At 67.8% G+C, this 24,188-nt stretch carries 20 protein-coding genes; 7 read left to right on the forward strand and 13 right to left on the reverse strand.

Features of this window, described 5'->3' with window-relative positions; translation table 11 throughout:
• The first annotated feature begins 14 nt into the window (after positions 1 to 14).
• Positions 15 to 749 carry a response regulator transcription factor gene (locus IBX18_RS28650; protein WP_228541963.1) on the forward strand — a complete coding sequence of 245 codons (735 nt, stop codon included), beginning with the start codon at positions 15 to 17 and terminating at the stop codon, positions 747 to 749.
• A gap of 10 nt (positions 750 to 759) precedes the next feature.
• On the opposite strand, the gene IBX18_RS28655 is transcribed toward IBX18_RS28650, so the two are convergent.
• The 13 genes from IBX18_RS28655 to IBX18_RS28715 form a co-directional block, all read right to left on the reverse strand.
• Complete coding sequence (locus IBX18_RS28655; RefSeq protein ID WP_194836617.1) at positions 760 to 2,169, reverse strand: NAD(P)/FAD-dependent oxidoreductase; 1,410 nt, start codon at positions 2,167 to 2,169, stop codon at positions 760 to 762.
• Complete coding sequence (locus tag IBX18_RS28660; protein ID WP_194836618.1) at positions 2,166 to 6,503, reverse strand: non-ribosomal peptide synthetase; 4,338 nt, start codon at positions 6,501 to 6,503, stop codon at positions 2,166 to 2,168. Before IBX18_RS28660 ends, IBX18_RS28655 begins: the two co-directional genes overlap by 4 nt.
• 1 nt (position 6,504) lies before the next feature.
• A complete protein-coding gene (locus IBX18_RS28665) occupies positions 6,505 to 8,325 on the reverse strand; it encodes a non-ribosomal peptide synthetase (protein WP_194836619.1) in 1,821 nt (606 codons plus the stop codon).
• Positions 8,322 to 9,212 carry an alpha/beta hydrolase gene (locus IBX18_RS28670; RefSeq protein ID WP_194836620.1) on the reverse strand — a complete coding sequence of 297 codons (891 nt, stop codon included), beginning with the start codon at positions 9,210 to 9,212 and terminating at the stop codon, positions 8,322 to 8,324. Before IBX18_RS28670 ends, IBX18_RS28665 begins: the two co-directional genes overlap by 4 nt.
• Entirely contained in the window at positions 9,205 to 10,269 is a 1,065-nt protein-coding gene (locus IBX18_RS28675) for a methyltransferase (protein ID WP_194836621.1), read from the reverse strand. The genes IBX18_RS28670 and IBX18_RS28675 overlap by 8 nt, the downstream gene beginning before the upstream one ends.
• A 46-nt stretch (positions 10,270 to 10,315) precedes the next feature.
• Complete coding sequence (locus IBX18_RS28680; protein WP_194836622.1) at positions 10,316 to 11,116, reverse strand: tryptophan 2,3-dioxygenase; 801 nt, start codon at positions 11,114 to 11,116, stop codon at positions 10,316 to 10,318.
• Positions 11,113 to 12,348 (reverse strand): aminotransferase class V-fold PLP-dependent enzyme, encoded by a 1,236-nt coding sequence (locus tag IBX18_RS28685; RefSeq protein ID WP_228541964.1) that lies wholly within the window; start codon positions 12,346 to 12,348, stop codon positions 11,113 to 11,115. Before IBX18_RS28685 ends, IBX18_RS28680 begins: the two co-directional genes overlap by 4 nt.
• Entirely contained in the window at positions 12,345 to 13,169 is an 825-nt protein-coding gene (locus IBX18_RS28690; protein ID WP_228541965.1) for a phenazine biosynthesis protein PhzF, read from the reverse strand. Before IBX18_RS28690 ends, IBX18_RS28685 begins: the two co-directional genes overlap by 4 nt.
• On the reverse strand, positions 13,169 to 14,053 hold the full coding sequence (locus tag IBX18_RS28695; protein WP_194836624.1) for an LLM class flavin-dependent oxidoreductase: 885 nt from the start codon (positions 14,051 to 14,053) through the stop codon (positions 13,169 to 13,171). The genes IBX18_RS28690 and IBX18_RS28695 overlap by 1 nt, the downstream gene beginning before the upstream one ends.
• A complete protein-coding gene (locus IBX18_RS28700; RefSeq protein ID WP_306796456.1) occupies positions 14,050 to 14,958 on the reverse strand; it encodes an L-tyrosine 3-hydroxylase in 909 nt (302 codons plus the stop codon). The genes IBX18_RS28695 and IBX18_RS28700 overlap by 4 nt, the downstream gene beginning before the upstream one ends.
• Positions 14,955 to 15,425: a VOC family protein gene (locus IBX18_RS28705; protein ID WP_194836625.1), complete on the reverse strand. Its 471-nt coding sequence runs from the start codon at positions 15,423 to 15,425 to the stop codon at positions 14,955 to 14,957. Before IBX18_RS28705 ends, IBX18_RS28700 begins: the two co-directional genes overlap by 4 nt.
• Before the next feature lie 323 nt (positions 15,426 to 15,748).
• On the reverse strand, positions 15,749 to 16,945 hold the full coding sequence (locus tag IBX18_RS28710) for an MFS transporter (RefSeq protein ID WP_194836626.1): 1,197 nt from the start codon (positions 16,943 to 16,945) through the stop codon (positions 15,749 to 15,751).
• 30 nt (positions 16,946 to 16,975) lie between these two features.
• On the reverse strand, positions 16,976 to 17,743 hold the full coding sequence (locus IBX18_RS28715) for a VOC family protein (RefSeq protein ID WP_194836627.1): 768 nt from the start codon (positions 17,741 to 17,743) through the stop codon (positions 16,976 to 16,978).
• Between the two features lie 123 nt (positions 17,744 to 17,866).
• On the opposite strand from IBX18_RS28715, the gene IBX18_RS28720 reads away from it, so the two are divergent.
• From IBX18_RS28720 to IBX18_RS28745, 6 genes are all read left to right on the forward strand, one after another.
• Complete coding sequence (locus IBX18_RS28720; RefSeq protein ID WP_194836628.1) at positions 17,867 to 18,346, forward strand: MarR family winged helix-turn-helix transcriptional regulator; 480 nt, start codon at positions 17,867 to 17,869, stop codon at positions 18,344 to 18,346.
• An 82-nt stretch (positions 18,347 to 18,428) separates the two neighbouring features.
• A complete protein-coding gene (locus IBX18_RS28725) occupies positions 18,429 to 18,602 on the forward strand; it encodes a hypothetical protein (protein ID WP_194836629.1) in 174 nt (57 codons plus the stop codon).
• Positions 18,599 to 20,059 (forward strand): FAD-binding protein, encoded by a 1,461-nt coding sequence (locus IBX18_RS28730; protein ID WP_194836630.1) that lies wholly within the window; start codon positions 18,599 to 18,601, stop codon positions 20,057 to 20,059. Before IBX18_RS28725 ends, IBX18_RS28730 begins: the two co-directional genes overlap by 4 nt.
• A 45-nt stretch (positions 20,060 to 20,104) precedes the next feature.
• Positions 20,105 to 21,904: a gamma-glutamyltransferase family protein gene (locus IBX18_RS28735; RefSeq protein WP_194836631.1), complete on the forward strand. Its 1,800-nt coding sequence runs from the start codon at positions 20,105 to 20,107 to the stop codon at positions 21,902 to 21,904.
• Positions 21,905 to 21,937: 33 nt separating this feature from the next.
• Positions 21,938 to 22,999 carry a class I SAM-dependent methyltransferase gene (locus IBX18_RS28740; protein ID WP_194836632.1) on the forward strand — a complete coding sequence of 354 codons (1,062 nt, stop codon included), beginning with the start codon at positions 21,938 to 21,940 and terminating at the stop codon, positions 22,997 to 22,999.
• Positions 22,996 to 24,183: a cytochrome P450 gene (locus IBX18_RS28745; RefSeq protein WP_194836633.1), complete on the forward strand. Its 1,188-nt coding sequence runs from the start codon at positions 22,996 to 22,998 to the stop codon at positions 24,181 to 24,183. Before IBX18_RS28740 ends, IBX18_RS28745 begins: the two co-directional genes overlap by 4 nt.
• The last annotated feature ends 5 nt before the right edge of the window (positions 24,184 to 24,188 follow it).

A 24,188-nucleotide genomic window follows, 5' to 3' on the forward strand; every position in this document is an offset into this window, starting at 1 on the left:
AAGGGAGGATCGCTTTGCTTCATCCACGTTTGTTGATCGTGGCGGATTGTGAGGGGATCGAGGATACGGTCAATGACCTCAAACGGCACGGTTTCGACCCCGAGCCGACCTCGACCGGGGCCGAAACCATGGCGGCTTACCCTGACTTCGACGTTGTACTCGTCGACCTCGACTTCACCGATTTCGACGGGTTGACCCTGTGTAGAGAAATCCGGCGGGCCAGCGACATACCGATCATCGCTTTCGCCTCCGCGTTCGAGCTGGACAAGGTCCTCGCCCTGGAAGCGGGGTGCGACGACTGCATCGTGAAGCCGTACCACAGCCGTGAGCTCATGGCCCGGCTACGCGGCTTGCTGCGCCGGGTGCACATGATGTCCCAGCCGGCACTCATCGTCGGCCAACTGGAGATCGACTCGGCGCTCCGGGAGGTCCGAGTGGGCAATCGGCTGGTGGAACTGACCCGCAAGGAATTCGAACTACTCCGCCTGCTCGCCACCGAGCCACAGCGGGTCTTCTCCAGAGCCGAACTGCTGCAACAGGTCTGGGGATACGACGACGTGGACGCCGAAGTGACCTCACTGGCCAGCCGGACCATCGACACGCACCTGAGCAGTGTCCGCAAGAAGCTCGGCTCCGCGGACTGGATCGTCACCGTGCACGGTGTCGGGTTCCGCTTCAATGATGAAGCGGGACGCGGCAAGTCGGCCCCGGCCGTCGCGGCGGCCCGCGCTAGCGGGACCGCCGGATAGCCTGCCCGCACTATCCCGTCCGTCTCCTCTGCGGCGTGAACTGCGGGGTGAACGCGCCACCGTACGCCTCGGCGAATTCGCCGATGATGGCGTCCTGTTCGGTTCGGGGGTCGCGCCCGCGGCACAACTCGTCCAGCACCGCGCTGGACTCGTCATGCACCCGCTGTGCGGCGTCGTAGGGCATGTGGGTGAACGCCACCAATTGGTACAGCGGCGTGTACAGCTCGGGACGCAACTCGTGCAGCCGGCGTTCCAGCGCGCGTCGCGCCAGGAACATCGGATCGTTCACGTGGTCGGACAACTCGGTGAGGTTGCGCAGCGACAGTTCCGCCAGCGCGTGCCCCGCCTTCACCCGCACGTCGCTGTACTCGTCGACGACCACCTCGGCGACGGTCGCGACGGTGCCGCCCTCGCAACGGACCGCAGCCTGGAACTTCTCCAGCAGCGCCGCCAGCGTGGCGGCATCCTCGAAGCTGCAGTTGATGCCCTGCCCGAAGAACGGGACGACCGCGTGCGCGGCATCACCGACCAGCACCGCGCGCCGATGGTGATACGGGGCGCAGTTGATGATCCTGAGGTGGCCGGGGCTCCGGCTCGCCAAGTCCGTGCCGACCGCCGCCATCCGTCCGAAGACGTCGGGAAACTCTGTCGCACAATAGGAGCTGATCGCTTCGGCCGAGGGTAGCCCCGAGAAGTGCCTACGCCGGTCCTCACCGGCCATCGGCTTGAACAGGCTGGTGGTGAAGGTCTGATCCCGGTTCGGTTGGGCCTGCAGAAAGTGGTCGCCGCGCGGCCACAGATGCATGCCCGTCGGATCGGCGTCCCCGTAGTCCATGGTGATCTCGGCGTAGCCGTGCTCGATGGTCTCGCGCGTCGCCCACATGTCCTGCGGGTGCGCGGCGACAATGGCTTCGCGCACAACACTATTGGCGCCGTCACAGCCGACCAGCAGATCGCCGGTGACCCAGGCCGAGGAGCCGTCCCGATCCCGCAGCAGCGCCGCCGGTCGCGCGGTGTCCACGTCGACACACTCTTGGCCGTAATGGATCCTGGCCCCCTCCCGCAGCGCCTGATCGCGCAGCAGATCCTGCATCACCCGGCGCGGAATGGACAGCAGATGGTGATGGGTCATCGTTCCGTACGGCTGCGTGGAGATGGCACCGTCACGATGGTGGATGATCCGCTTGGCCAGCACCGAGCCCTGTAGATAGAGGCGTCGCCGGACCGAGCGGGGCAGGCAGTCGAGTCCGCGCGAGGTGAGCGTCAGGTTGAACGAATGCCCGGACCCGGTGCCCGCCGACTCCGTGCCTCGCTCGAAGAGATCTACCTCCAGACCTTGGCGGCGCAGCAGTGTCGCCAAGGCGCAACCGACCGGGCCGGCCCCGATGATCACCACCGAGCGCAGTTCCAGATCAGTCATTGTGTTCCTCCCTGGTTCAGCCCGTCCGGCGGCGCGAGGGCGCCGACGGCGCGGAAGTACTCGAACATCCGGCGAATCCATCCCGTATCCACCTGCGGATACGGGCACCCGACGTCGGCAAGCGCACGCCTGGATTTCTCGTTGTCGAAGGTGTGCGCGCCGAGGCGCATCACGCCCTCCCGCATGAGCGGCACCAGCGGACCGAGTCCCCAGCGTTGGTCGTCGGTCTCCGCGGCCTGCCGTTCCAGCGCGGCCATCCAGGTGGATCCCGAAGTCGGTTCCGTCGCATAGCCTTCCGCGCGAATGGTGTCGATGATGGTGGGCCAGTCGAGTCCGTCGGCGTGGTAGAGATGCCAGTTCTCGTCGTCCGGCTTCTCCTCGGACAGCCGGATGATGGCGCGGGCCACATAGTCCACCGGCAACAGGTCGACCGGCGGTCCCTCGGCGATGTCCGCCGGGTAGCAGCCGAGCAACGCGAAACCCTTCATCTGCAACCAGAAGAAGTCGTCGTGGCGGCAGGCGCCGGTGCGGCGGTGTCCGGCGATACGGCCGACGCGGTGCACGGTGACCGGCAGCCCGGCCTCGCGCGCGGCCAGCGCGAGCCGTTCGGCGACCCACTTGCTCTGCGAGTACCCGATGCCCAGCGACGCGGGATCGCCCGGCACCCTGTCCTCGCCGACCAGGCCTGCGGTGGAGTCCGGCGGGAAGACGCCCATGGTGGAGATCAGGCGCAGCGGCGTGCGGTTGATCCCGCAGAAGTTGAGCAGGTGCCGCAGTCCGTCCACATTCGTGCGTTTAACCGTGTGATACGGCACGACGAAGTTGATGTGCGCGGCCGCGTGGTAGACGTCGGTTACCTCGCGGGCCAATGCCTCGTAGTCGTTGCCCAGCCCGAACTTCGGTTGGTCGAGATCGCCGAGGCAGATGCCGACCTCGTCGAGCCCGGACGGGTCGAGGGCGAATTTCCGGAAGGTCCGGCGCAGGCGTTCACGCCCGTCCGCGACGCTGTCGGCCCGGACCAGGCAGTGCACGCGATGCCCGGTTCGCTGTAGTTCGTCGAGCAGGTGACTGCCGAGGAATCCGGTTGCGCCGGTGAGCAATACCGTGCCGCCGGCCGGCTCTTGCCGCTCCCCCACCACGAGGTCGTGCAGGCGAGCCTCCGCGCCCAGATCCGGTGCGGCGGCGGCAGTTTCGTCGACGAGGCTCTGCACCATGCCGCGCGGTGTCGGCGTGCTCAGCAGCACCGACAGTGCGACGTCGGTGCGGAAGCGCTTTTTGACCAGCCGGTGCAGCCGGGCGGCCAGCAGCGAGTGACCGCCGACCGCGAAGAAGTCGACCTCCGGGGTCCTCGGCCGGTCGCCGAGCACCTCGGACCACAGCGCGGCCATCGTGCGCTCCGCGTCCGTCCAGGCGAAATCGGAGTGGTCGACCTCGTCGGTGGGCTCCGGTGGCATCGATTGTGCCACCAGAGCGCGACGGTCGGTCTTCCCGTTCGAGGTCACCGGGATGGCGTCGATGCGGGTGAGCTGCCGCGGGATCATGTAGCCGGGCAGCACGGCGCCGAGCCGGGTGCGCCAGTCCTTGGGTGGCGCCGCGGCGCTCTGTACGAAAGCGTGCAGCGCGCGGTCACCACCTTCGGACACCACGATCACGGCGGCCGCGTCCACCTCCAATTCCCGTTCCAGCGCGGCTTCTACCTCGCCCGGCTCGACGCGATAGCCGCGAATCTTGACCTGATCGTCTTTGCGGCCGCGGTAGTGCAGGGACCCGTCCGGGGCCAGCACCACTACATCGCCGGTGCGGTACATCAACTGGCCGGGGACGAACGGGTCGGCGACCATGGCCTCGCGCGTCTTGTCCGGCAGGCCGATATAGCCGGGCGATACGACCGGGCCCGCGACGCAGAGTTCGCCCTCGACGCCGAACGGCGCCCGCCGAGCAGTGCCGTCGGCGGCATTGAGTACATACGCGTCGACGCCCGCGACCACGCGGCCGATCGACGGAATGGTCGGCCAGGCGTCGGGATCGTCCGGGAGCGCGTCCCAACTGCACAGGTGTGCCTCGGACGGTCCGTAGGCATTGATCAACCGCGCGTTCGGGTTTCGCCGGAACATCACCCGCATATCGCCGGTGATCACCAGCCGCTCGCCGGTGACGTACACCTCGCGCAGGTCCGGCAGGTCCACCGGCGATGGTCGAAGCACGGCGGCCAGCTCGCGGAGCGTGACGTAGGGCAGGTAGGCCCGCTCGATCCGCTCGTCGGCCAGCAAAGCGGCCAAGGCCTCGAAATCGGTGCGGGCCTCCGCCGGTGGGATCACCAGAGTGCCACCGGCGCAAAGGGTTCCGAACACCTCGATGGCGAACACGTCGAAGGCGGGCGGCATGTACTGCAATGTGCGCGTCCGGCGGTCCCCGGAGAAGATGACCTGGTTGCGGGCCAGGTTCGCCAGCGTGACCTCCGGCAGCCGAACACCTTTGGGGCGTCCCGTGGAGCCCGACGTGTACACGATGTACGCCGTGTCCTCGGGCTTCTTCCGCGCGTCATCGAATGACGCTGCTCCACTGTCTGTTTCGGATACCTCGATGACTTCGAGGTCTGCGGGCAACGACACGCCCGCGAGATCGATCTCGGCACCGCGCAGCAGAATGGTTGCGCCGCAATCGTTCAGTACGAAGTTCAGCCGTTCCCGTGGTTCGGCATCCAAGGTGACGTAGCTGCCACCCGCGCGCAGGATGCCGATGACCGTCGCGATCAGCTCCAGGCCGGGCCGCATCAGCACGGCGACCGGCAGCCCGTCCCGGACTCCCCGAGCTACCAGCGTGGCCGCCACCGCCTCTGCGCGACTTGCCAATTCGGCATAGGTGGTCGCCGTCCCGTCGGCGATCACCGCCGGCTCCGCACTCGCCGCCGCGGCGCTCGCCGCGAACAGATCGGCGGTCAACTCGGTGCCGAGCTCGGGCGCGTCCTTCCGGCGGGCGCACAGCTCCGTGATCGCCTGCTCCTCCGCGTCACTCGTCCAGCGCAGTTCGTTGAGCTGCCCGTCCGGCTCGGTGAGCACGCTGCCGACCAAGGTGTGCAGCCGCTGCGCCAGGTAGTCCGTGAACATTTCGCCGTCGGCCGCGGCCGTGACGTGCTCGACGACCAGGGTGTACCGGTCGGCCGTCTCGTCCACCAGGATCGCCAGGTCGTACTTGGCGCCACCCGGTGCGTGCTCCCAGGTCTGCACGCCCCACTCGGGCAGGTCCAGGCGGCGGGCCGCGGCGGGCATCACGGTGACCATCGCGTTGAACAACGCCCCGTCCTGCGTGCCACCGGCCGCACGGACCTCGCCCAGCACCGCCTCCAGGGGCGCGTGCCGGTGCCGAAGCGCCTCCAGCACTTCGCGTTTCACTCTGCGCAACACGTCACGGGCGGTCGCGCCACGGTCGAGGTGGTGTTGCAGCACAACCGTATTGGTGAGATGGCCGATCACCTCGGCGTCGCCTGCCCCGCGCACCGACACCGGGATCCCCAGCAGCACTTCGTCCTGCCCGGTCTGCCGGTGCAGCAGCACGAAGCAGAGGGCAACGAAGAACATGCTGGTGGTGATGCCCTCCGCGGCACAGAACTCGCGCACCCGCGCCGCGAGCTCGTCGTCGAGCACCTGCTGCCGGGTCACGTGCCGCGGCGTCCCGGTGCCCGGCAGCCCGAACGGCACTGCCGCAGGGGCTTTCGCCAGCTTCTCCCGCCAGTAGTGCAGCGTGTCGGCATTGTCGGCCAGCCCGGCCCAGCGCTCGTACGCCTCGACGGCTTGGCGGTGCGGTCGTTGCTGCGGCTCGTCGCCGTGCACCAGCGCGGTGTAGGTCGCCTCCACCTGGCTGAGATACGGCTTGAACGACATGCCGTCGAACACCGTGTGGTGAATGTTGAACACCAGCAGGCTCCGGCCCTCGGCGAACCGGAGGTGCCGGACCCGGGCCAGCGGACCGCCACGCAGATCGAAGACGGCCCCCGCGACCTCGGCCAGCTGCTCGGCCACCCAGTCCTCGGGATCGCCGCCGTGATGATCACGCACGTCGACGATCGGCGCCAGTTCGCCGTGCACCACCTGCCGCAACTCGCCGTCGGCGGTCATCTCGAAGGTGGTGCGCAGCGCCGAATGGTCCCGATGCACGATCCGCAGCGCCGCCACGAGGGCTTGATGGTCGAGCAAGGTGTGCAGCCGCAGCACCAGTGGCTGGTTGTACGCCGTGGGATCGGCGCCGTAGATGCTGTCGAACCACATACCCGGCTGGGCCGGGGACGCGGGCAGGTGCTGCGCGCCGTTCGCTGTGTGTTGCTCGGTAGCCGTCATGTCAGCCTCGCGCCCGTTTGGTGCGGATCAGGTCTGCGACACCGCGCACGGTGCCGACGCCCACGATGTCGTCCGGTGCCAGCGCGACCCCCGACACCTCCTCCAGCCGAGCGCCGAGGTCGATCAATTGCAGTGAGGTGACACCGCTTTCGATGAGTCCGGCATCCAGATCGATGTCGGCCAGCCCGGTGGCGTTCAGCAGGGTCGTCCGGACGACATCGGCCAGCTGATCCTCTGTTCTGGTCTCCTCGACCGTCGACTCGTCGTCCTCGGCCGGCGCCAACCGCGACGAGAGCTCCTTGCGGTCGATCTTGCCGTTGGTATTTCGCGGAAACGCGTCGAGCAGCAACACGGTCGACGGAACCATGTAGTCGGGCAACGACTTCCGCAGATGCTCCGTCAGCTCGTCGGTGGACAGTTCGTGCCCCGTCGCCGGCACGCACCACAGCGCCAGCTGACCCGCCGCACCACCGCTCGGCACGGCCTGCGCCACCGCCTGCGCGACGCCGGGGAACGCCTCGGCCGTCACCTCGACATGCCGCGGCTCGACCCGGAACCCGCGCACCTTCACCATCTGGTCGGTGCGGCCCGCGAGCACGATCTCGCCGTCCTCGGTCAACTTGGCCAGGTCGCCGGTCCGCAACAGTCGCTGACCGTTGTGCCGGACGAACTTGCGCGCGGTGAGTTCCGGATCGTTGAGGTAGCCCGAGGCCACGCCGTCACCCGCGATGCACAGTTCGCCGATCCGGCCGGGCGGGCATTCGTCCAGCGCCTCGTCCCGCACCGTCAGCTCGACGGTGGGCATCGGCCGGCCGACCGGGATCTCGGCATCGCACAGGTCCGCCGCGGTGATCTTGTGAACGGCGGTGAGCGCCGAATTCTCCGTGCAGCCAAAGGCATTGAACACATCGCCGTCGACCACGGCCAGTGCGCGCTCCAGGTGCGATGCGGAGGGGAAGTCGCCGCTGACGATCACCGTCCGCACCTGCGCGAGGCTCTTCGAGTGGTGCTCGACCAGCAGATTGAACAAACCGACGGACAGGTTGAGCACCGTAATACCCTCGCGCTCGATAAGTCTCGCGAGATCGCCGAGCGGCGGCATCTCCTGCGGTGCGACGGTGAGCCGGCCACCCCGCAGCAGACAGGTCCAGATATCGGTGGTCGATGCGGCGAACGCGGGCTGCGCGAGTTGCAGGAACCGGTCCGCCGGTCCAGGAGTGAATCCGGTGAGATGCCGGGACACCCGCGCGATCCCACGATGCGCGATCACCACGCCCTTGGGCACGCCGGTCGAGCCCGAGGTGAACAGGATGAACGCGGGCGCGGCCGCGGTCACCGCGGACGGCCCCGATTCGGTGGACAACGACTTCGCTGCCGACAGCAACTCGGTGACCGGCAGGCAGGCCTCTGCGGGGAATCCGTCCGGCGTCTCGCCCGCGTCGATCACCGTGACGGCGGGCTCGGCGGCACGGAACATCCGCGACTTGTGTGCCGCCGGATGCACCGGATTGAACGGGACGACAACGAGACCGGCCTTGAGAATGCCGAGGAACACCTGATAGGTGGCGAGGCTGCGGTCCAGATGCACCCCGACGCGCGCTCCAGGCGGTAGGTCCCGGTCGCGCAGCGCTCGCGCGATCTGGCTGCTGATGGCGTCCAGCTCGGCGTAGGTCAGCGTCGTGCTGCCGTCGGATATCGCCTCGCGGTCCGCGTGCTCGCGTGCGGTGCGCACGAACGCGTCGGCGATCGTCTCGGTGGTGGCCGTCGCGGCCGGGCCCGTCGTGACGGACTCGATCGGGGCGGCGGTCAGTGAGTTCTTCATCGCGCTGATGTCACCGTTCCTTCCGGGGTGGCGGAGCCTCGGCGGCGCGGTGCCAAGCCGAGGTGCCGCAGGCTGGTCCGGCCGAACGGGGTCGACGGATCGACCAGGTCCAGCGGCAGGTCGAAGTGATCCCGCCCGGACACGATCCGCGCGTCCACCGGGATGTTCTGTGCGGCAAGATGTTCGGCGTACCGCTCGTGTTGCCGCAGATAGGTTCGCGTCTCGTGCTGCCCGGCGGCGAGCAGGATCGCATCGCACCGCGGCGCGGGCATCCGCAGCGGGCTACACGCGCGAGCGGTCTCGGGTGTCAACCGGACGGCCTCGTTGACGTAGGTCGCCGGAATCTCGGTGAGGTCATACAGGCCGCTCAGCAAGCACGCGCTGCGCACCCTGGGCGCGTCGGCGCCAGCGAGCGCCGCGGCCAGCAGATGCGCGCCCGCGCTGCTGCCTGCCACGTGCAATCGCTCCGGGTCGATCCCGAGCAGCGGCCCGGTGCCTGCGAGCCACTCCAGTGCCCGCGCCACCGAGGCAATCATGCCCGGCACTGTGCGGTCCGGGGCGAGCCCGTACCCCACGGCGACATACGCGCAGCCGTGCCGCACCGCCTGCCGGGCCGCGAAGCACGCGTCGTCGATGCCGGACTCTTGCCAGTGGCCGCCGTGCACGAAAACGAGGGCGGGCGTCTCCGGTCCCCGGATGCCTTGCGGCACAGCGGGAAACACATGACACCGCTCGCCGTGTCCCGCGCCGTAGGGCACCGCGATGTGCACGTCGAGCCGGGAACGGGCGGTGTCGCTGCGCCGCCGGTACCGCCGCAGCGTGCCGGCCGGGTCTCGGGCGGCCGAGCTGGGCGAATACTCGCGGTCCAACTGGGTGAGCTTACTCATCGGCCTTGCGCCCTTCGATGACACCGTGCGGCGTCCAACCATCACTACGAATGCGCAGGATGTCGGTGAAACCCGCTGTGACGAGCCACTCTTCGTGCTCACGCCACGGATAGATCGTCGACTCCTCGGACGGCAACGTGGTGAAGTACACGTTGTCCAGCGCGGTGTAGAGCGGCCCGCGGCCGTCGTCGTCGGCGAACGCGTTGAACACGATGACCCGACCGCCCAGCGGCAGTGCCGCGTAGGCCCGTTCGAGCAGCGCCACATTCTGTTCCGGCGACCAGATCACGAACTGGTGGGCAAACAGCGCGGCGTCGTAGCCGCCGGGCAGTGGGTCGCCGAACATGTCCCCAGCGACCACGTCGATGCGATCACCGAGCCCGGCGGCGGCGATATTGTCGCCGGCCACCTCGACGGCGCCCTCGAGATCGAACACCGTGATCTTCAAGTGCGGGTGGGCCTGTGCGAGCGCGATCGCGTTGACCGCGTCGCCGCCACCGACATCCAGGATCCTGGTCACGCCGCTGTAGTCCACCTGATGCAGCAGCACCGGATTGGACAGCTCCGACCAGGAATGCATGCCGCGGAAGAACAGATTCTCCAGCTCCGGCGTCTGTTCGAGCCTGGTGTAGAGGTCGTTTCCGGTGCCGGGCAGGTGTTTCAGCCCGAGGTTCTTGCCGGTGCGCAACGACTCGGCGTACTCCTTCGCGGGCAGGTAGGACAGTCGCTGCTGGAAGTCGATGATGTTGCGGATGAGCGGCCAGGTGCCGTCTTCCATTGCGGCACGCAACATCTCGCTCAGCGCGTACCGGTCGTCCGCCCGATCGGTGAGGCCGAGCGAGGTGGTGCCGAGCAGCAGCTTGCGTGCCGATTTGACGGGCAGGCCCAGCCCCGCGGCGGCCTGGTCGCTGGTGGCCGGGCCGTTCAGGTCGAGGTATTCGAACAGTTGCAGTTCCGAGGCGGCGCGCAATTGCTGAAAGGCAGCAAATCCGAACAGCACCGGGACGAGCGAGGTGAGGTCGACCGGTTTCGTCAGCTCGGTCTTCAGTTCCGTCATCGTGATCGTATTCCTCCAGCAGTCGGTGATTTCTCTGAGGCCGCTTCTACAGCCGGGTGCGGAATGTCCACAGCTCCGGGAAGAAACGGTGTTCGTTGATGGCGCGCAGCCACGGTGCACCGTCGGTGCCCGCCGTCCCGCTCTTGCCGCCGAGCATCCGTTCCACCACCAGCAGATGCGTTGCCCGCCAATGGGAGAACTGATAGGCGACCTCCAGCAGGCTCTCCGCGAGCCGGTGCGCGTCGGGATACCGGTCCGGCTGCCGGTAGATGTCGAGCCACACGTCCTCCATGAGCGGATTCGACTCGTGCTGCTCGGCAGGTGGTTTCGCCAGGCACTCGGCCGGAACCGAAAATCCCTGCCGGGCAAGGTGCTGCAATACCGTGTCGTACAACGACGGCTTGCCGAGCTCGGCCCGCAGCATGGGGTGGCCATCCCGGAAAGCCGCCGCCACTTGACCTTCCGGCCGGTTCCCCATCAGGAACTCCAGGGCACGGTAGGCGAAGGACTGGGTACCCGAGGCCTCGTTGAGCACGTGCCGGAAGGCCACGAACTCGTCGACCGACATGCCGTTCATCGATTCCCAGCAGGCCACCAGGACCCGCTGCGTGCGGACCGACCGGGACAGCGCCAGACAGGTATCGGGCACGTCGTCGCGCTCCAGCGCACGGCGAGCGGTGTCGAGATCATCGATCACCGCGCGGAACAACAGTTCTTTGACGTGGCTGATCAGGATGAAGTTCAGCTCGCCGCGAGCCTCACTACGCGGACGCTGCAACTCGTGCAGCTCGTCCATGTGCGCGTAGGTGACGTACTCGGGGGCGAGATACTCCGGGGCGCTGGTCATCGCACTCCTTCCACGGCGCGGCCGAGCGCGTCGACCGCGCGCCACACCTGCTCGTGCGTCACGTACAGCGGCGCGAAGGCGAAACGGATCAGATCGGGCGGCCGGGAGTCGACGTGCACGCCGCTCTCGGCGAGCGCCCGTTCGACGGCGTCGGCGTCGGGCACCCGGAGCGCGAGGTGGCCGCCGCGGCGGTCCGCGTCGCGCGGAGATGCGAGGCGGCGCAACAGTTCCGGGGCATGGTCCGCCAGGCACTCCAGGAAGTACTCGCTGAGCTCCCGAGTGCGCTGATGCAATGCGTGGATGCCCACCTCCACCAACGGGGCGAGGGCATGGTGCAGGGCGGCGAGGCTGAGCAGGGGCGGTGTGCCGGTGCGGGCCTGCTCGATATCGGTGGCCGGCTCGAAAGCCGGACCCATCTCGAACGGCCTGGCATGCCCGTGCCACCCGGTCAGCGGGAAGTCCACGGTCGATTGGAATCGAACGGGCAGGTAGAGGAAGGCAGGCGCGCCAGGGCCGCCGCCGAGGTACTTGTAGCCGCAGCCGACGGCGAGGTCGACCGCGTTCGCGTCGAGGTCCACCGGGAGTACCCCCGCCGCATGGCTGAGATCCCACACCGACAACGCGCCTGCCGCGTGACACAAGGCGGTGGTCGGCCGGATCTCCCGCCGCTCCCCCGTACGGAAATCCACGGGTGCGGCCAGCGCCGCGGCGACCTGCTGGCCGTGCTCGCGCAGGTAGGCGTCGAAGCCGATTCGCGACTCGGCTACGAGCTCACGGTCCAGCAGCCGGGCCACCGAGCTCGCGACGTACAGGTCGGTCGGGAACGACTCGGCCTCGATCAGCAGCACCGGGCGGTCCGGCCGCAGGCGGCATGCGGCGACCAGGGCGTTGAACAATGTTGTCGAGGTCGTCTCGCCGGCCACCATGATCTGCCCGGGACCCGCGCCCAGCAGCAGAGCCAGTTTGTCGCCGACGGTGCGCGGCAGCTCCAGCCAGCCGTCCTGGAACCAGGCCTGCACCTGGCGGGGCGCCCACTGCTCGGTCACCACGCGGTCGAGTTCGCCCGCAAGGGTTTCCCGCGGCGGGCCGAGGGAGTTTCCGTTGAGGTGGATGGCGCCGTCGGTGGCGAACCCGCGTACGTACTCGGTGAGTGGATCGAGATCGTCGCGACGCCGCGCCTCATCGAGCATCCCGGTGCTCGGCACGGTCAGTGACTCCGGCCGAATCGTCATGACTCACTCGCTTTCTCGGCATTCGCGGGGACCCACACCTGTCCGGTGATCCGCATGCTCGCGGTGGCGCCGCGGATCGAACCGGTGCAGCCGAAGACCGACTCGCTCCCGTGTCCCGTCACCTGCCGAACCGTCACGGGCGCCTCGTCTGCGGCCAAACCCAGAGCGGTGAGCCCGAGAGCGGCTGCGGCAGGCAGACATCCGGCGTCCTCCGGGATGCCGAACCCCGGAGCGAAGACGCGGGCGAGCACCTCGTGCCGATCCGGATCCCAGCGGAAGGCCGTGAGATCGGTGAGCCCCAGTTCGCGCATCCGCTCGAGATCCGGCACCGGCAACGCTCGCGGGTCCTCGGTGACACGCACGAAGTTGAAGGCTCGGCCGACGCCACCGGCGTGCGGCGTGCCGACGGGCCAGCCGAACTCTGCCGGGTCGTGCGGAATCTCCTCGCGCACAACGGGTCCGTCGAACGGCACGCGCACCTCGCTGCCGTCGGTCCACAGCCACTGGCAGCCGACCTCGGCCGTTCGTCCGACCTCACCGGGTTCGAGATGGCCGGCCCGGACGAGACACGCGGCCACACCGGCGAGCGAGTGTGTGCCGAACGGAGTCTCCCCTTCGGTGTTGAAGATTCGCGAGCCGAACGTCCGTTGCTCTCGGGAGCACTCGTCGACCAGGGCCGTCTCGGTCGAATTGCTGTGGCGCGCATGATCGGTGGCCGCCGCGACTACGTCCTCATCGGACCGGTCCGCCGGAATGAGCACGTCCAGGGTGCTGCCCCGGCCCGCCGCGGCGCCGAACATGTCCACTGTCGTCACTAACATCACTCGCCCCCCAGGTGCTTCTCGGCGAAATCGACGATGACCTGCTCGTCGCCCTGATACGGCTGGTCGGGCCGGGGCCAGTGCACGACGAGATCGGTGATGCCGACCTCGGCGAGCTCGCCCGCGGCGTCCTCGTAGGCGGCCAGCGAGCTGGTGATCCTGCCCGCCGCCGCGTCGGCGACGAACAGCTTGCCCAGGCCGGCCGGGTCCCGGCCGGCCCGCTCGCACGCGGCGTCGATGCCGCGCACCTGGTCTCGCAACAGGGGAACGACCTCGCGCAACGGCCGCATGCGAAAGTCGTTGGGCGGTCCGGACGTGATCCAATACCGCGCGTACCTGGCGGCCAGCGCCATACCCCTCGGCCCGGTCGCGGCCACGGCGAAGGGCAGGCGCGGCGCCTCGTCGGCGCGCGGGTGGAAGTTCACGCCCGATGCGGTGTACCAGCGTGACACCTTTGTCACGGAGCCGCGGGCAAGCACTGCGTCCAGCAGTTCGACGAACGCCTCGAATCGATCGGCGCGTTCGCGCGGGCCGAGGTCCGGCCCGCCGAGCACGCTCGCATCGAATCCCGGTGCGCCGGAACCGAGTCCGCAGATCAACCGTCCGCCCGCGATGTCGTCGACGCTGACGAGCTCCTTGGCGAGCGCGACGGGGTGCCGGAAGTTCGGGGTGGCCACGAGGACACCGAGGCCGATGGTGCTCGTGACGGTCGCGGCGGCCGTGAGGGTCGGGATCGAGCCGTACCACGGCCGGTCGGCGAGCCAGCGCCACATCAGGTGGTCGTAGGTCCAGGCGTGCTGGTAGCCGAGCTGCTCGGCGGCGCGCCACCGGTCGGCGGCGATCTTCCACTCGTGCTCGGGTAACAGGACGATGCCGTGCTTCATCGGCGCGCCTCCTCGAGTCGCATGTCCGATACCAGCCGGGCCGCCCGGTCCATCACCTCGAGGACGCCGGTGACCAGCGGTTTCATCACCCCGCCCGCCTGGTTGGCGACGACCGGGTGGTGGCGTCCGTCGACATTGGGATACAGCCCGTTGTACTCCAGATCCGCAGCGAGTTCCGCGATGCGGGAGTCGAGCTGCGCGACGAATTCGGCGTGGCTCACGGGGCGCCGGACGGTCAGGAAGAAGTTGTCGTAGAGATCTTCCTTCTCCCGCGACACGCTCACCCCCGGCGCGCCCGCGGACTTCTGCAACAGCGAGTGACCGTCCGGCACAAGATGATCGGCGATATGGCTGTGCGTGACCTCGTTGCGCGCGACCGCTTCGTCGAGCGCCGCGCACGCCGGGTCGTCCTGCCAGGGCATCTTGCCGCGGAAGAGGCGGCGGACCGGCCGGTAATCCGGCGCCCAGGTGCCGCTGAAAGCCGGGTGCTGCAACGCCATTCGCACTCGGGTGTAGGCGTGGTAGTGGTCTCGGGGAACGGTGGACGAGTAGAGCAGCATGGCGCTGTACCCGTCGACACAGGTGGTCAGGAGGTCGAGTTCGCGCTCGTCCGGCCCGTCGTCTTCGGGGTGGTGCCACACGACGTCGCACATCGCCCGCCACAGCAGGAAGGAGAGCTGGTGCCCGGCGATCCAGCGGTACCAGAACAGCCGCTCCTCCTCGACCGGCCGGGTACCGAAGAGGTCGTACTCCGGCAACTCCCGCTCGGCCACCTCGGCTTCGGCTGTGTCCGAGGATGTTTCGAAGGAATGCCCGAGCGGCGGCATGAACAGCAGCCGCGGCGTCAGCGCGGGCGGGCGATGCTTGCCCGACGCAGCAGAATCGTATCTATGGCCGATGCTCACGATCCCGCTCCCGGAAAATAGACGAACTCGAGCTCGAGGCCGTTGGGGTCCAGGACGTAGAGGCTCTGCATCCCGTCCGGGTCGGTCACGATGTCGGACGGCGGGTCGTCCCTGGTCCAGTGGATGTCGGTGGACTGCCGTGCCTTCAGCCACTGCTCCCGCAGCGCTACCAGGTCTTCTGCCCGGTCCACCGTGATCCCGACGTGCTGATACTGATAGCCGAGCGGGTCGGGCGTGTCTTTGCTGTGCCCGGCCCGGTCGAAGACGTGGAATCGGACGTCTCCCTTCTTCAGCTCGGCCAGCTTCTCGATTCCCGGCAGTCGCTCGAGGGTGAGTGGGGAGAAGCTGGCGAGCGACCATTCCACAGTGGCGCCGAGGAATTCCTGGTACCACCTGATCGTGGAGTCCACGTCGTCGGTCTGGATGGCGAGGTGGTGAAATCTCGGCGCGATGTCAAGCCCGTGCATCGGATGCCTTTCCGTCGCGAATGTGCTCGTGGTGGGCCCCTCACCGCAGGAGGCGGGAGGGATTCGTCCCAGCACTTTCCATACTCGGCCGACGGCGACGTCCGGGCAATCAAATGGGATTCAAGAAACTCTTAAATCGTTGTCAGACAACAATTATCGTTGTTTTCCGAAATCATGTGCTCACCTCGGGTTTAACGGGGGCCTGCCCGGTTACTCAGGCGCACAACGACATACGACAGCGCCAACGGGCACGCGTAGAGTGCGGGCTGTAGTGAACAGCCCGCTACGCGAAAAACGCGACGTGGCAACCCAATCGGCAACCGCTACGTACGCTTGCCGGCTTCCGCTGTCGGCCCCTTCTGCAGCACAACATCTTCCGAGCCGTGTGCACGCTGCATCAGGTCGGGTATCAGCGTGAGCAGACCGAGCAAGGCCATTCCCGCACCGATCCACAACGGTGCCGTGAGGCCGAGCCCGGCACTGATCCCGATGCCGCCCAGCCACGGACCGATCACCACGCCGACATTGATGGCGGAGCCGTTGACCGTGTTGACCAGCGCACCCTCGTTCGACACCGACATCACCCTGGCCGCCATCGCCGGGTTGAGCGGAAGGCCGATCAGGCCGAGCAGCACGGTGGCGACGAGCGTGGGCGCCTTGTACTCGACGCACAGCGCGAACGCGGCCAGCACCAGCGTCAAGGCAATGAGACCGCCGAACAGGATCGGCCGGGTGTAGCGGTCGGCGAACCGACCGACGACGGCGTTTCCGATCACCGTGGCGATGCCGTACACGCCGAACAGCACCGGCACCGTCGCGGGCGCGAAGTGCGTGGCATCGGTGAAAATCGGTGAGAGATAAGTGAATCCGGCCACGACCGACCCGATGACAAGCGCATTGGTGGCATACGCGCCCCACAGTCGCAGATTGCGGAAGTCCTGGATCTCGGCGCGGAAGTCCAGCGTTTGCGCGTTGCCGCCGGACGGCACCAGCAGCACGACCGCCGCGATACACGCGACCGCCAGCAGGTCGACCAGCCAGAAACTGGCCCGCCACCCGAAGTGCTGCTCGATGAAGGTGGCCAGCGGCAAGCCGACCACCTGGGCGACCATCATGCCGCCGTACAGCACCGACATCGCGCGCCCGCGCCGCTCGGCGCCGACGAGTCGCACGCAGACCGCGGCACCCACGCCGAAGAACGCCGAGGCGGCCAGCGCGGTGATCACCCTGGCCACCACCAGCACCCAATAGTCCTGTGCCAGTGCGCCGATCGTCTGTCCGACCACGAACACCACGAGCAGCCAGATGAGCGACTTCTTCTGCGCCACCTTCGAGAGGCCGACGATCAGGATCGGACCGCCGACGACCATGCCGAAGGCGAAGATCGAGACGAGATAACCCACGGCGGCGATGGACACGCCGAGGTCGCTCGAGATGCCGGGAATCAGTCCGGCAACCATGATTTCGGTGGTGTTGAGGCAGAAAACACCCAGGCCCAACACATAGACGGCGAAAGGCATGACTTCCCCTCCGGGCGGCTCGGTCGATCCTCAGTCGTCGGACGGCTGCGCGAAGGCGGTCCACCGGTTGCCGAACGGATCGGTGAACTGGCCGATGACCAGGCCCTTCGCATCGGAGAACGGATCCATTACCCGCTGGCCGCCGGCCTGTTCACAGCGCGCGAGCAGGTCGGGGACGTCGGTGACGAGCAGTCCGGGAATCGCGTAGTCGGTCGGGTTCGGCAGCGCCGACACATCCATCGTGCCGCCGATCGGCTCCTCGGCCCCGCCGGGCGTGACGCTGTAGTAGATCGCGCCTTCGGCCGCTTCGTCCAGCTCGTAGGTCCAGCCGAAGGCCTGTTCATAGAATTTACGCGTCGCGGCGAGATCCGTTGTCCCGATCTCGAACCAGGCCGTTCCGTTCGGCACCGGCGTGGGGCGAGAGTCCTTGCGCGCCACCGGTTCGAACAGACCCAGCTGATTTCCCTGCACGTCGGCGATCACCGCATGGATGTCGCCTGCGGGAGTACGCGCAGGAGGCTCGATAACCTTGGCGCCCAACGATTCCAGCCGTGGGACGGTCGCCGCGACATCCTCGCAGACCACGCTGATCCACAGCGCGTCGCGGCTGCCACGGCGCAACGCGCCCATGCTCGCCGCCGCACCGGGCGCGGTGATCGTGTAATAGTCGGGTTCGTCGCCGAAAGCTGTTAGCTGCCAGTCGAATATGTGCTGGTAGAACTGCTTACTCAGTGTCGGCTCGGTGGCGGTGATCTCGAACCACCCGACGGTCGAAGGACGCAAGCCGAGGGTGCCCATAACCACTCCTTCTGTGTGACAGAGTACGAGTTGGTGTCACTACCGTAAACTAGTTTCCAGCCGGAAATCAAGCCAACTAGTTTCCTATCAGAAATCAAATCCGTGCCCGGTGAGGAGAGACCAGTGCCCCCTGACGAAGACCAGCACAGCGAAGTACTCGACTGGCAGGCCGGGGTCGAGAACGCGCTGGCCCACCTGACCTGCGTCCTCGTCGCGCGCCGTACCAGAACCACGCCCGAGCGGGTGACCTGGCAGCAGTACGACGTGCTGGAAATGCTGCGGCTGCGCGGCCCGATGACGCCATCGGCCCTGAGCGATTCGTTGAGCGTCTCGCGCCCGACGATGTCCAAAGCCCTTCGCGTACTGAAGGATCAGGATCTGGTGGAGCAGGCGGCGCTCGGCACCGACCGGCGCGAACAGACGACCTCACTCACCGCGGCCGGGCTCGAATTCCTCGACCGCGCCGCCGAATGCCGGCGGGACAACGCCAGGATCGCCGAGTCCGTGCTCACGCCGGACGAGCAGGCCGTGTTCGCCGAACTCTGCGGCAAGGTGGCCGAGGCCATCCACGCGGCCGGACAGCCCGCGCCGATCTCCTCGTGAACCCGCGAGTTATGTACGGCTTCAAGAGGTTTTGACGGTAATTTGAAAGTTCCATGAATGTGCCGGACCCTGCGGTCCGGTTATGTTCGACGTATTGGAATGGGCCGCAGCCGGCGTGCTGGCATACCGCCCACCACCATTGCGTCGAAAGGAGTTCGCCGTGCCTGATATCAGCGCCGGCACAATACGTTCGCTGACGAGCGTCGATTTTCTCGATCGCCGAGCCGATCATGCCGGACGGGAGCCGAAGCGGTGAGCCGCGCGGATCTGTCCGAGAAATCGGCGGTCATCGGTTTCGATCCGATCGAGCGCAACTGGGTCACCGGCACCGCGGCCAGCGCGTCGTTCGCCGACGCGCCCGCGCTGGCGGGTGAGCTGCTCGTCGATGACGAGTCCCGCACGGCGGTCGCCACCGACCTCGGAAACATCACCAACCACAAGCCCGCTGCGGTACTGCGGCCGCGGACCGCGGACGACATCGCCGCGATGGTCCGCTTCTGCCGCGCCCACGACATCAGCGTGTCGGTGCGCGGCCAGGCGCACACCACCCTCGGCCAGGGCCTGTCCGACGGACTGGTCATCGAGAACCGGTATCTCAACCGAATCCACGCCATCGGCCAGGATGTCGCCGAGGTCGACGCGGGCATCCTGTGGAAGGACCTCGTCGACGCCGCCTACGAGCGAACACCGAAACTCACCCCGCCCGCCGTCACCGGATACACCTCGCTGACCGTCGGCGGCACCCTCTCGGTGGGCGGCCTCGGCGGCTTGGTCGGCGCGCTGAACACCGGACTCCAGGTCGATCACGTGCGCGAACTCGAGGTCGTCACCGGGACCGGCGCCATCGAACGCTGCTCGGCCGAGCGGAAACCCGACCTGTTCGAGGCGGTGCTCGGCGGACTCGGCCAGTGCGGCATCATCACCAAGGCCGTGCTCGATCTGGTGCCCGCGACCGAACGTGCCCGCACCTACGTGCTGGAGTACACCGACAACGCCGATTTCTTCCGCGACGTGCGAACGCTCATCGAGCGACCGGTCATCGACCACGTCTATGCCGAGCTGTACTCGCCGGAATCCGCGCCGACCCACCGGCTCTACGCGACAGTGCTTTACGACCCGGCCACCCCGCCCGACGATCAGGTCGCCGCCGAGGGGCTGACCATCGCGCCGCTCATCGACGACACCAGCTACCTGGACTACGTCTACAAGATCGACACACTGGTCGACGGCATGCGCGAGACGGTGAACTGGGACCGGCTCGTCAAGCCCTGGTACGACGTGTGGCTGTCCGGCGCCGTGGTCGAGGACTATGTCGCCGAGGTGCAGTCGCAGCTCACCGCCCGCGATATCGGCCCGTTCGGGATCAGTTTGCTCTACCCGCAACGGCGTTCGCACATGACCAGGCCCTATCCGCCGGTGCCCGAGGCGAACGGATCCGACTGGGTATTCGTCCTCGACATCAACACGGTAGCCGAGACCCCCGGCATCGATCCGGCGTTCATCGAGGAAATGCTCGACCGCAACGACCGAATGTTCGCGCACGCGCGGGCGGAATACGGTGCCGTGCTTTATCCGATCGGCTCGCTGCGCTTCACCGCGCAGGACTGGCGTGCCCATTACGGCGACAAATGGACGGCGTTCCGGGCCGCGAAAACCCGCTACGACCCGAGCGGCCTCCTCGCGCGCGGTCTGCACATATTCGACGACGAATAACCACATTTCAGTCGATCGAACTTCGAAATCGTAGGGAGTACCCCCATGCCTCCATCCAAGCCCGAGCTGACCGGGACCACCGGTGCCGTGGCCAGCACCCACTGGCTTGCCTCCGCGGCGGGCATGCGCATTCTGGCCAACGGCGGCAACGCATTCGACGCCGCGGCCGCCGCCGGATTCGTGCTCCAGGTGGTGGAACCACACTTCAACGGCCTCGGCGGCGACCTGTCCGTGGTGGCGCACCAGGCCGGACGCGATGACGTGCAAGCGATCTGCGGCCAGGGGCCGATGCCCCGCGCGATCGGCATCGACACCTTCGCCGAGCTCGGGCTGAGCAGCATCCCCGGCTCCGGCCTGCTGCCCGCCTGCGTGCCCGGCGCGTTCGGCGGCTGGATGCGGCTGCTCGCCGAGTTCGGCACCATGCACCTGGCCGACGTGTTGCAACCCGCGATCGGCTACGCGGACAACGGTTTTCCGCTGCTGCCCGAGAGCGCGCGGGCCATCGATGTGCTCGCTCCGCTGTTCCGCGACGAGTGGACCGGATCGGGCCAGACGTATCTGAAGGGCGGCGTGGCCCCCGCCGCGGGCAGCCGCTTCCGTAATCCGGCGCTCGCCAACACCTATCAGCGTCTGATCAAGGTGGCGGAGTCCGCGTCGGCCGACCGCGAAGCCCAGTACCAGGCCGCGCACGATGCCTTCTACAAAGGCTTTGTGGCAGAGCAGATCTCCGAGTTCCTGGCCGGCGGGCCGATGCTGGACGCCACCGGCCGACGGCACCGCGGGCTGCTGACCGCGGACGACCTCGCCGACTGGCAGCCGACCGTGGAGACGGCGCCGAGCCACGGTTACGGTCCGTACCAGGTCTTCAAGCCGGGGCCATGGTCACAGGGACCGGTGTTCCTGCAGCAGATCGCGCTGCTCGACGGATTCGATCTGGCGAAGATGGGTCCCGGCAGTGCCGACTACATACACACCGTGATCGAGTGTACGAAGCTGGCGATGGCCGATCGCGAGGCCTGGTACGGCGATCCGGCCTTCAGCGAGGTACCGCTGGCCGGGTTGCTCGACGAGGACTACACCAAGCAGCGGCGCGAACTGGTCGGGCCGCGGGCCGCACTCGATCTTCGGCCCGGTTCGCCCGGCGGGCGCACCTCGTTCATTCCCGAACGGGCCGCGCTGGAGTATCCGGAAGCGGACTCCGAGTGGATGTCGCAGCTGCGCAACGGATTACCGACGATCCTGCAGGAAACCACGACGAAGGGCGACACCGTCACCGTCACCGCCGTCGACCGGCACGGCAACATGGTCGCCGCCACCCCGAGCGGCGGCTGGCTGAAGAGTTCACCCGCGATCGCGAGCCTCGGCTTCCCGCTCGGCACCCGCGGCCAGTGCGGCTACCTCGCCGAGGGCCACCCGAACTCGCTGGCGCCCGGCAAACGACCGCGCACCACCCTCAGTCCGAGCGTGGTGCTGCGCGACGGCCGCCCGTTCGTCGCCTTCGGCACCCCCGGCGGTGACCGGCAGGATCAGTGGACGTTGCAGTTCTTCCTCAATGTCGCCGACTTCGGACTCGACTTCCAGAGCGCGACCGAAACCCCCGCCTTCCACACCGATCAGGTGCCTGCGTCGTTCACCCCGCACGCGCACCGGCCCGGTGTGCTGGTGGCCGAGGAGACCTGCGATCCGGCCGTCGTCCAGCAGCTGGCACAGCGTGGCCACGAGGTGGAACTCGTGCCCGCGTACTCGCTGGGCCGGGTCTGCGCGGCCGGGTTCACCGCGGACCAGGAGTTCGTCCGAGCGGCCGCCAGCCCGCGCGCCCGGCACGCCTACGCGGTTGCCGAATAGCGCTCGGCCACAACTTCTTCGAAAGGAACAACGATGACGATCACCGACCACCGACCGGAGATCATCGAACTCACCGACGAGCAACAGCGCAGGGAGTGGCAGGCCTTCACCCTGTCCGACCTGCCCGAGATGATCAGCGCGATGCACGTCTGTCACGCGGTACGAGCCATCGCCGACACCCCGCTGCTGGAACGCCTCCGCTCCGGCCCACGCAACCCCGCCGACGGCCTGCTCGCCGGCATCGACCCCGACATGGGACCCGGCTTCCTGCGCTATCTGGTCAATCGAGGCATCCTCGAAACCCGGGGCGAGGAGTACTTTCTCACCCGGCTCGGCGAGTTCCTCACCACCGATGTCTCCCTGGCCCGCCTCGGCGTCTACGTCGACGCGTACGGCATGGTGACCAGCCGGACCGGCGACCTGCTCACCGGTAAAGCGGTCTACGGCAAGGACGTGGTCCGCGACGGCGGAAAGCTCGGCGCGCACTGCGACACCCTGTTCTCCGCCTTCCACACACCGACCCTGCTCACCGCGATGCGCGGCCGCAACGTCCAGCGCATCCTCGACATCGGTTGCGGTGGCGGACAATTGGTGGTGGACGCCTGCCTGCGTGACCCCTCGCTCACCGGCATCGGCTTGGACATCGACGCCGACGCCGTGGCAGTGGCCAACGAGCACGCCCGCACCTCCGGTGTGGCGGACCGGGTCCAGTTCGTCGTCGGCGACGCCTTCGCCCCGAAGACCTGGCCGAAGGAGTGCTTCGAGGCCGACGGGCTGTGCATGATGAGCGCGCTGCACGAGCACTTCCGACACGGCGAGCAGGCGGTCATCGACCTGTTGAACGAGATCGGGGCCACGTTCCCCGATTTGAAGATCCTGCTGATCGGTGAGCCCGAAATCCGTTACGACAGCAGGGAAAACGACGACGACTTCTTCCTCATCCACGTGCTGACCGGGCAGGGCCTCCCCCGCGGCCGGGCCGCCTGGTTCGACGTGTTCGCCAAGTCCGAGCTGACCTGTCGCCGGATGTACACGCGGCCCGAAGCCGGTCCCCGGCTGTGCTTCTACGATCTGGCCGGAAAGGACCAGCCGTGACCACCACCGAAACCGCCGCGGCCCAGACCGATCTGGATCTCTTCTCGACCGAAGCACTGCTCGATCCGGCCCCCTGCTACCGGACATTGCGCGACCTGGGTCCCGTCGTCCACATGACCGAACACGACCTGTACGGCCTGTTCCGCTACGACCAGGTGCGGGCGGCGCTCGTCGACTGGGAGGGCTTCAGCTCCGCCCAGGGCATCGCGATGAACCCCACCGCCAACGAACTCTCCGACGGCTCACTGCTTTCCATGGACCCGCCGCGACACCGCGCGGTGCGCAAGGTGCTCGACGACGCCCTGCGCCCGAAGTACGTGCGCAAGGTCGCGGGCAATATCGAGCACCTGGCCGACCAGCTGGTCGATGACCTGATGCAGCGCGAAACCTTCGACGGCGTCACCGATTTCGCGGCCAAGCTGCCGGTCGACATCGTGATGGATCTCATCGGCTTCCCCCGTGACGAGAACCGGGACAAGATTCTGGTCTGGGCGCTCGGCGCCTTCAACTACTTCGGGCCGCCCGGCGAACGTCAGCTGTCCACCTTCCCCGATGTGCAGGCGCTGATGCAGTATCTCGTCACCGACGCGACACCGGACAAACTGCTGCCGGACAGCTTCGGCCAAATCGTCTGGGAGGCAGCCGATCGCGGCGAGATCAGCGAGAACGAAGCCCTGATGACCATGAGTGCGTACGCCTGCGCCGGGTTGGACACCACCATCGCCGGGGTGGCCAGCACCCTCTGGCTGCTGGCTCAGCACCCGGACCAGTGGGCGGCCGTGCGGCAGGACCCGAAGCTCGTCCCCGGCGCGTTCCTGGAAGGCGTCCGGCTCGAGACGCCGATCCAGCACTTCTCCCGGGTCACCACCGCGGACCGGGAGATCGAGGGCGTGACGATTCCCGAAGGCGCCCGGGTCCTCGTCTCCTACGCCGCCGCGAATCGGGACGAACGCCACTACCCCGACCCGGACCGCTTTCAGGCGGACCGCAATCCGGCCGACACCGTCGGTTTCGGCTTCGGCGTGCACAACTGCCCGGGCCGCACCCTCGCCTCGATGGAGGCGCACGCACTGTTCGTAGCGCTCGCCAAGCGAGCGACCACGGTCGAACTCGCCGGCGACCCCATCCGGACGCCGAACAACATCACCCGGGGACTGGACACGCTCCCCGTCCGCATCTCCTGAAAGGG

The organism is Nocardia sp. XZ_19_369 (assembly GCF_015355715.1).
In the GTDB taxonomy this organism is placed as follows: domain Bacteria; phylum Actinomycetota; class Actinomycetes; order Mycobacteriales; family Mycobacteriaceae; genus Nocardia.